Annotated in this window: 1 protein-coding gene; it reads right to left on the bottom strand. The window is 62.5% G+C overall.

Features of this window, described 5'->3' with window-relative positions:
• Nucleotides 1-10: 10 nt before the first annotated feature.
• Nucleotides 11-12,316 (bottom strand): hypothetical protein, encoded by a 12,306-nt coding sequence (locus tag AAFG50_RS37455; protein WP_028175392.1) that lies wholly within the window; start codon nt 12,314-12,316, stop codon nt 11-13.
• Nucleotides 12,317-12,433: the final 117 nt, after the last annotated feature.

Raw genomic sequence — 12,433 nt, 5'->3', positions numbered from 1 at the left:
CCAGCCATCGCTACGCCCCTGCTCTTGCGATTGGATCAAACAACGGTACGGCTGTGCCGCGGTAGACTTTCACGCGCGGCGATCGCCCACTGCCGAAAATCTGGTCGGCAAGGCAGCGGTCCACAAATTTCACTAGGCCGGCCTTGTCCTCTTGCGGATCAGACGCGAGTTGATTGATCGCATCCATGATCGACTTGCGCTCTCCGTCGTCAGGTGGCTGCCGCAGCAATAGCGAGCAGACGCGGAGCCTTGCCATGGCGTTGCCATCGAGATCCCCCAGTGCTGCGACAATGCTCGGGTCGGACAGTGCTTGACAGGGCAGATGCATCTCCAGCACGGCGGCAACCCCGTCCTCAAAGGCGCCGAGATCGAGAATGGCGGTTGCCGTGAAATCCCTGGCTTCAACCGCCAGGATCAGTGCGTTGATCTTGGCGTACGTACCTGCCGCGCGGGTATCGACAGTGATCGGGATCGCGACAATCACATCGACAGAACTTGGCAGCGTCTTGGTGGTGGCGAGGCGATAGGCCGCCTTTGCGATGGAGCCGGACGCCGGCAGGACGGCTGGATCGGCCGGCAACACGGTGTTGAGCGGCGAATAGTTCGCAAAGCGGCTCTTGGCCTCCTTGCGCGCGGCAACGACGCGACGCATTTCGGCGCAAATGGGTCCGCTGATCATGGTCTTGAAATCTGCCGCGTTGTAACCGGTCCTTGGGATGAGAGCACGGACACTTTGGCGCTGCGTGATGCCGCCGGCGCTACTGGCGAGCGTCGGCCATGTCCATCCGCCAGTCTGGGTGGTGCTGACGTCGGCCGGCAGGGTCGATGGCCACGGAAGACCCGCGGCGAACGCGGCGGTGGTGAATTGTCTCGGCTGGTCTGCCGGCGGAGGCCAATTGGTGCGGGCCCAAAGATCAAGGAATTCCCAAATGTCCTTGGCTTTCACAATGGCCCGGTAGTCTTGATAGACATCGCGCCACGCCGCGACGGCTGCGGTAAAGGCCGGCCAGCCAGTGTTGACGGCGGGGACATGCACTTCGAAGGTGAGTGTCGTGGTCGGCGCAACGACCGGCCAGATTCCGGCCGCGCCAAAATCTTCCGGCGCAAGCACGAATTTGCGCAACGGGTCGCCGCCACCGCTTGTAGGATCCGTCGTGGCGATCGATGGCGCGAATTTTTCCGATGGCAGCGTCGCGTCGCCCTTTACCAGCACCGACGGATAGAGTTTCCAACATATCCCGTTGACGGCGGGCGGCTCGACGGGGGGAGACGTCGGCGACGACGGGTCGAACAAGGGGCCGACCAGGTTCATCCGGTAGCCGGATGCTGCGGCCGGCTGCCCGGGCACTGGTATGACTGGCCGCTGCTGTCCGATGATGTCGAGTTCAGCCGATGCGGCCGACAGCCCGGCGTCATCAGTCGCGACAACGCCGATCTCATAGCGCGCCACTGGATCGGGCAACATGAAGACGTCGGGAATATTGTTGGCTTGCAACCAGACTTTCCGCGAGTCCTGCGGCATCGAATCGAACAACCGCGCAAGGGGAAGACGGAAGGTTACCCAGACGCGATCGGGATTGTTCAGCCTTTTGACACACCAGTCAGGCGGCGGAGTGGGAGCATTGATGTCACCAGGCTTGGGCGGGACGCTCGGCCTCCACGGCAACGCGAGTTCGTAGTGCCCTTCCTCGATCGTCGCGACGACCGGCTCCGACACCACCACGCCGGCCGAGGCAAATGCTGCGACATGGGTGCGGAAGAAGAACGGAAGCGCTTCGGTGCGTAGCGCTAGAGCACCACGCCAGCCATCAGTGTAGCGGCCGGGGACAAAGTCGGTCTTGCCCTGCGGCGGAGGCAATTGCGCAAGTCCGCCGAACTCGTCGCTGCTGTCGATCAGCTTGAACGGGGCAGGGCGATGGTCCCAGCCGCCAAACGCCTCCGTGGTGTCGATATTCGCTTGCAGGTCGTTGGCCCAGCTCTGCATCGGGAATTCACGCCAGAAGCCGAACGAGACGGTCTCGAACGACAACGCGCCCTCGACGGTGACGTTGGCCTCGGAAAGAACTTCTTCCGGATGTCGTGAGTAAAGAAACTCGAGCACCTTGCGCGGCGCGGGATCGGTGGCGGCGGTCGGTGGCAGAATCTCGATGCGCCGGGCATCGACGAGGACCGGAGGCGCCAAAGGTTCGCTTCGCGGGATCACAACGTCGAAGAATCGCTGGCTCCAATTGTTCTCGAACTTTTGTTGTGCGTCGGTGCTGTCAGCCAGCACGTCGACCCAAGCGCCGCCGAGTCGCGGCGGCTTTGGCGGAACGTCGGGGTCAGTCGCGTGGGTCAGCGCATCGGTGAAAGCCTCGTACCTTCCGTATGGGCGTACCGCGTACCGCTTCAAGCGCCGCTTGCGGTCGTCATGCGTGAACAATACCTCCATCGTGCCGTCACCGGCCACGCCGACGCGCCAAGGATCCGGGCGTGTGACTTCGGCGATCGCGAACAACGGCATCTTCGTCCGCTCCGGCCGCGACGCAGGCCCGTGTTCGATGAAGCGCCGCGTCCATTCGGGAATACGCGCCACCACGGTCGGCTCGTCGGTTGCGTTTGGCCACCCATCCGGCAGGCGGCGCAGCGCGTAGCTGCGGAAGCGCTTGATTGCGTCCAGCAAGGACTTGTGCCCCCCCGGCCCGGCCAGTGCGCTGTACCGCCGTGCCGTCATCTCCGGGAAGCGACCGAAAGGCTGCACCTTGCAATCGTCGGGTGATGCGACCTGCTCGATGTCGGCGCCGGTGACCCATGCCGCGCCGGTAGGCTGGCCGAACACGGCCGCTGCATCGGCCAGGTTGACGGTGACGCGCGCAAGGGCTGCAATGTCGCCCTTCTTGAGTTTGCTAGCGTCGATTTCGAGCGTTTGCTGCTCGCCGGCGCCGTCGAGCATGGCCTCGCGCAAGGTCTTGACCGCATCGCCGGTATCGGCCTTGGCGATCAACGTCACGATCGGGGGTTTCGCCAGTCCGGACGAAAGATCGATAACCTCTGCAATGGCCACCAGCCCCTGGGCAGGATTGAGGCCGTTCAGATCGATTTGGATTTTCGCCTTGTCGGTACGGTCCGGGAAGGCTGACTTGATGGCGAAGTACGCCACGACCTTATCGATCGGCTGGCGGCTTCCGCCCCTTTCATCGCCGCTGTCGACCCAAGCGCCGGCAAATCTATCGACGGTCGGTCGCAGCGAAATCTGGACCAGCGACAACGCCTTATCGTCAAGAAGCGCAGCTACTTCGTTGGCCGCAACGCCACTCATGCCGCCGTCGAACGAGGCCAGCGACATGGTCCCGCCGGCGTGGGTGACGATATCGACGAACGGCGAGCCGAAATCGGTCAGCGGATATCTCCGCAGAATCTCATCAAAGGCGGTCCGCAGGATCTCCAGCGCATCGGCGGGAGGGACATAGTCACGGGCCTCGGTGTCGTAGAGCTTGAGGCCCGCGGCGAGCCCGAGGCTGCGCATGATACTCCAGCCGTAGGGATCGCGCTGCACCGGCGTTTCATCGAACCAGCCTGCGACCTCCTTTGCGCCGATCTTGGGCGATTGCTCCAGAACCGGTTCGTAACGGCGATACCGCGGTCCCGGCCTGGTCTGCGCCGCGATCTTGAACGGCTGTGGACCTGGACCGGGCGTACCTGGTGTTGCGCCGAGATTGATGACGAGTTTCGCCGCCGCCTGCTGCGCGCCAAGTGCTGCGACTTGTACGCCGTCGAGTCGCAGGGCCAGCCGACTGATCGCGGTCATGATCTGGTTGACGATGTCGGTCCGACTGGCTGCCGTTTTCCCTTTCGGAACTTCGAGCCGTAATTCGGTGATTTGACCCGCCGGCGGGAACTGGAAGTCCTGGCCGAGTTGGAAGCCGAGCGCCGGCACCAGGCCGCTCCAGTCTGCGATGGAGAATTGGACCGAGGGTCCGATGTTGGTTGCCGGGTCGGATAGCCACGTCTCGATCGCCTCTATAGCCGGCTTGGCCAGATCCAACTGAGGGTATCGCAGCCTGAGGCGCGGCGCGGTCTGATATCGCGCCCAGTCGATGACGTCGGCGAGCACGGGATGCACGGGCGGGTCGAGATCGATCTGCCAGTCGGTGCTACCAAGCACGATGTCCGGCGCGCCGGTCGCGCCGGGTTTGAGGGCCCGGACGGTGATGCGCGCGTTGCGGAACGGTGCGGGGTTCGCTTCAAATGCCGCGCGAATATCCGGAGCGTTCGCATTCCAGACCAGGTTTTGAAAGAGTTCGCGCAAGACCGCGGCGGTCCATTGTGCCTTCAGTCCTTCCGGATGCAGGATTTCTTCGGCTCCGTCGGCCAGAAGCCGCCGCACCTCGCCGCTGAGTTGATCGCTAATCTTGAGTGCAACGGCAATGCGTTCAGGCCGACCGTTGGAGAGCAGTTCGGTCAACAGCGGCTCGTCAACATTGATCGCCAGCGAGCGGCGCAAGATCCGCTCCGGCCAGACAAGGAAGGATTCCGCAGGTGAATACCACGCGCCCTGCCTTATGGAGCTCGACGCCAACAGCCGGCTGGTTTCACTTGGATAGTGCGCCTCGAGCTTGGCGAAATCAATGATTTCGGCTGGATCGAGCCGCGCCAGCGACGGCGGTAAGCCTTGAACGCGCGCCAGGTGGCCTGCGGGAGGATCACGTGTGAAAATCAGTGCCAGAATTTTGCCATTGGCGAAGGGAGGCTTGCCGCGTACGGGCTCGACGATGAGTTTGCGATAGCCGCGCGCGCGCACGCATAATTTGAGATCGAAGGTCAGGGCGTTCGCCAGATTGTCGATCTGGACTAGGCGGATCTGGCCTTTGGCAGCGTCGCCGGAATCGTCAAGCCGGTCCAGCGCCGCCAAATCGCCGCCGACGTAGATCGCATCCATCGTGCCATCTACGGTGTGGATGCGCAGTGCGGTGCCAGGATTGGCATCCACGGTGGAATTACTGAATGGGTAACGCAGGCTCAGCGCCGCCGGGGCACTGGTGGCGCCTTCGGCTTCGCCGGCGACATCGAGCTCGAAAATGTCGTATCCACCGAAGTACAACGCAGACCGCTTGGCACTATGGTCCGCGGCCAGCGTGTCTGATGCGGCGGGCCGGGCGTTCCATCGAACCTTCGTAGCGACGCGGCGCGCAGCATCGCGCATGCGCCGAACCGGCGGCGTACCTGTTGAGCCGTCGTTCCAGCCGAGCAATTGGGCAAGGGTGGCATCCTTGTCGGGGTGCAGGATGGTGACCCGGCCGGCGTCCCCATCGAGATCTTCCGACAGCAACGGCGCCGACTCGATTTTGACCGGGTGTTCGAATACTTCGACCGGCGCGGCGACCGCCGGTAAATTGTCCTTGGTAGCGACGCCGGTCAGATCAATCAGGATCGTTGCGTCCATCGGGCACCACGGCGGCTCAACGCCTTTAAGGCCGAGGTCAAGCTTGGGCTGGATCGCGAAGCGAACGCCGATCGGTCCGCTGTCGAGCCGATTCCGCGCTGTCCGTTTTGCTCCGATGGCCTCCCTGAAGCCATCCAGGTTATCAATCATGTACCCCGGCTTCGGCGGCAATGCCGCGGCCACGACCCCGGTCGGGTCGTCGAAGCTCGGCTCCTTTACCTTGCCTGCGTCGGGTCCGGGCAGCACTCCATCGGTCAAGGTGATGACGAAATCCCGGTCTGTCGGGCGCTTGATCGCGAAGTCGGCCGCGGACGGCCGTGCACGGGCGTCGCTCACCGCATCCGAACCATAGAGCCCGATCGGAACCGCAAGTTCATTCCGGACCCGCACGACGTAGGAGCGCGGCGACTTCAGGTCATTGCGCTTCTTCGGGTCGGCGGCCGGGTGGTCGGCAGCGTCGTCGATACCGAGCGTAAAGGTCGGTATGAAGGAGGCCGTCGAGGTAACGTCGGCGATTACCTGGTCTTTGCTGCCGCGATATTCGAAATGCAGCACCGCACGGCTGACACTTTTGCGCGCCGGCTTGACCGCTTCGGTTTGCAACACCAGCGGCGTCGGCGGTCCATCTGTGCCGGCCGTGTCGACCGGCACAACGACGTAGCGCAGCACATTGGGTGGCGGGTTCGGAATGTTCGCCGGTGGTCCGCCCGGCTTGCTCGCGGGTATGTTCGACGGCGGCAGCAGCAAGCGGCGCAGCTCATCGGGAAGGTCAGACAGATCGTCGACGAATTGCGCGTTGGGTCGCACGAAACGCCAAACGAAATTGGCGGTGACCGGGTCGCGCACCAGACGCATGGGACCGGCCGCCTTGGTCGTGATGCGCATCGGCTTGTACTGGCTGTCGACGCTATCCGGCGTCGTTACGACGCGCTCGATCCGGTAGTGCTTCAGGTTGAATTCAGGGTCGTTCCACACACCGGTCGATGCGCCGAATGCGGGCTCGAGGTCCCAGTCGAGCCGGATGCCGCTCGCGGTCGCTTCGATGACCGGATCGGCCAGCCTCGGCGCGCGCTCCCTGAACATCCGTTCCGGCGGATTGAAGAGATGGACGTTGCCATCGAGCGGAACGATCGAGCTGACTGCGGAATCCACGTTGAAATTTGCGACACGCGGAAGATCGTCGGCTGAAGCCCGTTCGAACAGCTTGTCGATGTCGCCTCGTTTCACGACAAAGGCAATTCCCATGGTCCGGATGTCCAGCCCGACCTCAGCCGCGCCCGCCTGCCAGGAAGCATCGGCGCCGGCCGCAAGCCTGGCTGCGGAATCGCACAACGAGGCGATCGCGGCCGAGCGTCGTTCCTCGATATCGTTGGCTGCGCGATATTCGATTCCGAGATTGATCTGATCTCGGCCCGCTTCGGTGAGCACTTGAGCGGCGGACTCGCGGTTATCCGGCAGTCTCTCGCGGTCAGCCTTGATATGCGTATTCAACGGCTCGTTCAGATCCGCCGCGCCGGCCGCGTTTGGCTGCCGAATGAAACATTGCGACAGGAACCGGCCCATCGGGAGCGCTTCGCCGCCGGACACGGCGATCTTCCAGTCCAGATTGTAAGTCAGCGGCACGGGAGTTGCCGGAGGGGTTCCGAATTGGATAGGCTGCTTGCCTGACTCGGCATCAAGTCGGAACAGATCGACGGGCGTCATCAAAGGAGTGCCGTCTGCTTTCGTTCGCGTCGATATGCGCAGCGCCGTCGGGTAAACACCGCCGCCCGACTCGAAAATCGTCGGCGGTGGGTAGAAGCTGCTGAAGGACTGGCCATCTCTGCTGGTCGGGAGTTTGTTGGTATCCAATCCGGTTTCGGTGTGATCCCGGGGCACGAAGACCATCACAAATCGCTCGTCGTCGCCGGTGCCTTGGTCGCCGGCGACCGGAAACAGCATCGCCCAATACGCGGTCGGCTGCAGCGGCCGCCCCTGCGCGGTCGGGGCCGCGCCGGGTGCGGGGGCGGTCACCGCGTCGTGCTTGTCCAGCGCGTCGTTGGCAGCCTGGTCGGCATCGGCTGCACTAGGTCCGCGCGGCAGCTCCGGTGCCGGCGGCGCGATGCCCTTTTCAGCGTCCGGCATCGCAACCGTAAGGCCAAGCTGCATGAAGCGTTCGACGCGCGCCCGTGCCTCGTCGAGGCGTCCGGGATTGATCGCAAACCCGATACCCAGCCGGATGTGACGACCAAACGCCCCGACGGCAACCGATGCCGCACCACGCGCTGCGATGCTGTTCGGCGTGGCGGCGGCCTCAAGTGCGATCGAGATCGTCAGCGAAATCGAAAAACCGACTTCCAGATGGATGTCGGTGAAACCGACACTGAACTCGAGCCATACGCGAACCTGCAGCGAAAGCGAGATGTCGAAAGCGATCGAGCCGTAGAACAGTGTTTCGCTGAAGCGCTTGACCGAGATGTACGCAATGAATTTTGCATCGATGGCGAAGTCCGCGCGCGCCGCCACAGAAGCGCCGAACGAGCGGCCGCCGACCTGGCCGCCAAATTGGGCGTAACCTCGGGCGCGGAAGGCGATGCCATACAGCATCGAGCCGTCCTCGATGCGGTTGATCAGCCCGCCCTCGCAGACGATCTGGAAGCTGCCGCCGCTCTGCCTCTCCTCGAACGTGAAACCGAGTTCGTAAGGCCAGCCGAATTCCTGGTGGAACAGCCCGGGACGGATGTATGTCGTCGCCGACCACCGAATGTTCTTCATGGCCTTGACGAGCGGCGCCGGCAGTTTTGGATGAGTACCCTCGACGTCGCCGGTGCCATCGGCGATTAGGCGCCCGAGAAACTCCTTGCGCGGGACTGAAAGGTAGACATAACCGCGCAGGGTCGGGTTGTTGCGCCATCCATCATTGACACTGGAATCATGCCAGTCAGCGTAGTTGCGTGCGATCCAGACCCGCGCGTTCAAGAAGAAGGTGAAGTCGCTGCGCAGGGCTGCGACGATGTCGAATAGGATCGGGTTAGGAAGCTCCTTTTCGCCGTCGGCGTTATATTCGGTTTCCTCGGAGGCGCTCTCGATCGTGATCAAGCCCCGTAGCGCCAGCGTGACGCGATTGCCCTCCGCCTCCGGCTCCCACGATTTTACCGAGGCAAGGTTGCCCTGGTATTTGGATATGTCGTCCAGGACTTTGATGAGGTCCTTGACGTTGGTCACCTGATCGGCGCGGTTGAAGGCGGCGAGCGTAAAGCGGTAGCCGAAGCCAAAGCCGACCTCCCGAAGATAGATCGGACCGACCGGGGTCGGTATTTCGATCGAAAGGTCGTCGGCCTCGCCATAAAGGAAAAACGCCTGGCGCAAATCGCCGCCCGGTTTGCGAAGCTCGAGGAAGCCCATCGCGGCGGACATAGCGCCCCAGCCCTTGATGGTCAGCTTGCCGGAAGCAAGGAAGCCGTGGACGGTGACGTCCTTTGGAAGTGCGCCCGGCGAGTAAAGACTCGGCAAGGTATCGTCCACGGTCATCGCCGTGCCTTCGATCGATGCCGCACCGCCGAAGCGTATGCCGAGCGTCAATCCGTCGAACCGGATCTGCGGGAGTGACTGGCCAGCCTTCGGCGGCGCGATCCATAGCTCGTGAAAATCAATTCTCGGGCTGACGATATCGCCGGCTTCGACGAAATTGACCTGTCCGGAAATCGACAATGCCGGCTTGCCGCCGAACGCCGGCGAAGCCGGATGGAATCCGATGCCGCGCAGCTCGAAGTTGAATAGATTGAAGAAGTTGAATCGCTTGGCCGGAACCACGGCGACCTGGAACTTAATCGCGCGCAGCAGCATCGACGAATCCCGAGCGAGCGGCGCCTTGTCCAGGGTGATGGTAATGCTACCGAGGTATTTCAGCAGCCCGTCGGTGAATTCGCCCTCCCGTGGCTGGAATACCGCGGTCCCAGTCAGGGTGAAGTAGAAATGATAGCCGGCGCCATTGCCGGTAAAGTTCTGAAATTCGAGGCCAAGCGCGGTGATAGTCAGCACGAACCGTGTGGCGTGGCAAACGATCGGATCGTTGGCCTTGTCGAGTTTGGCTTCGGCGCTCTGCACAATCAGCGAGCCGTCGCTTCCCCTTCCCATCGAGATGGAAATCGTGGCGTTGGCTTCGCCGACCAGTTCAGGAGGCAGTTGCCCGGAGCCTTTGATCGAAAATGCCTGGATTTCGCTGTTCTTGATCGAGAGCCCGCCGCCATCGAAGCGGAACGGCATGTCGACGCCGGCGAGTTGCACCGGAGTGTCACGGTCGACCTTGGCCGCCAGGTCGAGCCCGCTGCGCGACATTCCGAGCTCATCGACATGAAACACGATGCCGCGGCCGCCGCTGGCCACCTGGCCGTAGGCAAGGTCGAGCCGCGCCTCAGGAGCCAGTGAGAGGCGCACGTCGCCGCTCGAGAAATCCAGCCCGAAGAACGGAAATTTGCCGGCAGGCCAATCGGCGCTTCTGGGCGCATTCAGGACGATGTTGCCGTTCAGGCCAAGCAAACTGAAATCCGATTTGCTGGCTTCGCCGAAGATGCGGACCTTATCGCCGCCGGACAATCGTACGCTGAAATTCGTGAGGTCGATGTGGACGTTGAGATCGAAATCGACATTTGCGTCCTTGATTTTCAGCGTCACGCTGATCGGCAGATCAAAGGCACCGTTTCCGACCGGAACAGCAGATTTCTTCGCGGTGACCTGGATGTACTGGCCGAGCGCGTCAACAAACTTCGGCGTACTCTGTTTGGATGATTGAAGGAACGGCAGCAGCCTGTCGGTCTGAGCCTCGATGTTGACATCGACACTCGCCCAATCGAGCGGCGAATAGGTGATCGCGCCCGTCATGCGCGCGACCATCAAGCCCGCGGGCAGGCTGGTCCCGGCCGGCGGCATGATCGGCGTCGCCTGGACTGTCGCCTTGCAGGCCTGCATGAATTGGGCCTTGCCGCCACTCAGGCGGATGACCGCAATCGCCGTCGTAGTATTGAATTTCGCGGTGGCTTGGATCAGACGCTTATCAGCCCGTTTGCCGTCCGGGTCGGTATCCCTCACGGCTTCCACGCCGGCGTCGCGCGACAGCCAGAGATCGGTTCCCAAGGTTGCGAGTGAACCTACCGGCGGTACGGCCATCAGCGCGACGCTCGGCGAGCCATCCAGCTCGACGAGGAGCATCGGTTGCCAGTCCAGCGGTATGTCGATGCTGAGGCCGAGCTCCTGACCTGAAAAATTCCCGCCCGGCGCATTGACCCATGCCGGCGTGATGACGATTTGGCGCAGCGCATAGCTGCGCGCGTCGAGCCGCACCTCCACGACGATTGCGATGCCGGGGCCGCTCGTCCCGAGGGCCTTGATTGCATCCCACAGCATGCGCATCAGCTTCGCCAGGACCTCGGCGACCGCTTCGGCGACGCCGAGCAGCGAACTGGCGGCGGAGCCGGCCTGCTGCGCCAGCCAGCGCACTGCCGCCGCCATCATGTCCGCGAAACGTTCGAGCACCTTGAGAACATTTGACAGATCGGGGACGTTCGGACCCTGAACGTGGAGCGCCGACACGAACCGGACCAGCGCCTGGGCAAGATCGGCCGCTTCCTGCGCTGCCAGCGCGACAAGTTTGACCGGATAGGGTTCGACAATTTCCAGCGCGGTCAGTTGGCCCGACGAATTGCCGGTAAGGGTGTCGAACGTCTGTGAATAGGCGGCATGAACGGCGATCAGCAGTGCCGGATCGTTCTTGGCGCGGACCAGGATGCGCGGCATGTTGAGCGTGGCGGTGACGCCCACCGCCGTCGGATTTGAGAGGTCGACCGGGGGCATAGCGAGGCTCAGCTCCGAGGCCGCCAGTTCGATCTTGAACGGCAGCGCGTCGGGCTTTTCGATGGTGGTCGCTGGCAGATCGATGGGGGGCACGCCGGTCGGGATGACTTTCCCCGCAAGCGACAATGTGCCGGCGGCATCGAGCGTGATGCCGAAGCCGTTGATCGCAGCGATATCGGTAGTGTGGCCTGCGCTCTCGTAGATCAGCGTACCATCGCCGCGCTGCGCCGGACTGGTGGTGATCTCCAGCTGCTTCTGCGCGTTGATCGCCAGTGTGGGCTTGGGCGCGGTAGCCCATCGGATCGATATCGGCCACTTGCCGAGATCGAGTTTCGGAATCGGTAGATCGAACTTGAACAGATTGATCAGACCGCTCAAATCGAGCGCGGGCCAGCTTAGTTGGGGCCACGGGATCTTCGGCCAGCGCAGATGCAGCGCGGGAAACTGGGGCAGCGGGTGCAGCGATATCGAGGGCAGCAGATCGACCACTTCGTTGCGGGTCAGCGAGACCTCAAAGCGGACGTCAGCGCGGGTGATTTGGTTCGGCACCGATATCTGGCCAGTTCCGGTCAGCGTCGCGGTCAGCAGTGGAGTATCGTCCTGGCCAGGATCAAAAGCCGCAATGTCGATACCGAGATGGGCCTCGAAAGCTCCGGCCGCTGCGAACGGTATCCCGCTGATGCCGAAAAAGCCTGCAGCCGCAAGGTCTATCGATACGCCTTGAAGCGCTTGCCGCAGCGTGTCCCGTTCAGCTTCGGCGGCTGCGGCCAGCGCGAATGCCGCACTGTCTCTGAGGGACTTGATGTCCTTTTGGATCTGACTCCAGGACTTTAGCTTCCACGGATCGAGCGCGACATCCGCGTCTTCGATCAGGATAGATTCTAGTGGATGGCCGGGCGTCTGGGATGCATGGGACGGAATTACAAACGGATTGATTTTGATTCTTCCGCTGCCTTGCGGCGTCGTGACGAGAATCTCCTCGACCTTGAATGGATCGTTCGGGGTTAGGCCCGCGATGGTCAGCGCATTCGTTGCGCCGGAGAAAAAAATTATGCTCGCCGCCATCCACGCCCCCGGTGTCGGCATTGAGTTGGCGAAATATGCCAACAATTTTCAGTTGTATCTTGCCATTCAATCATAAATGATAGGCCATTGCCAAGCGACATCGTCAGATTTTTAGAA

The sequence above is a fragment of the Bradyrhizobium sp. B039 genome (genome assembly GCF_038965675.1).
Lineage (GTDB): Bacteria > Pseudomonadota > Alphaproteobacteria > Rhizobiales > Xanthobacteraceae > Bradyrhizobium > Bradyrhizobium diazoefficiens.
This window is presented reverse-complemented; position numbering and strand designations above follow the sequence as displayed.

What these genes read in the sequence shown, in the direction of transcription:
- AAFG50_RS37455 (WP_028175392.1), bottom strand. Translation starts at nt 12,316, where the DNA reads ATGGCGGCGAGCATAATTTTTTTCTCCGGCGCAACGAATGCGCTGACC.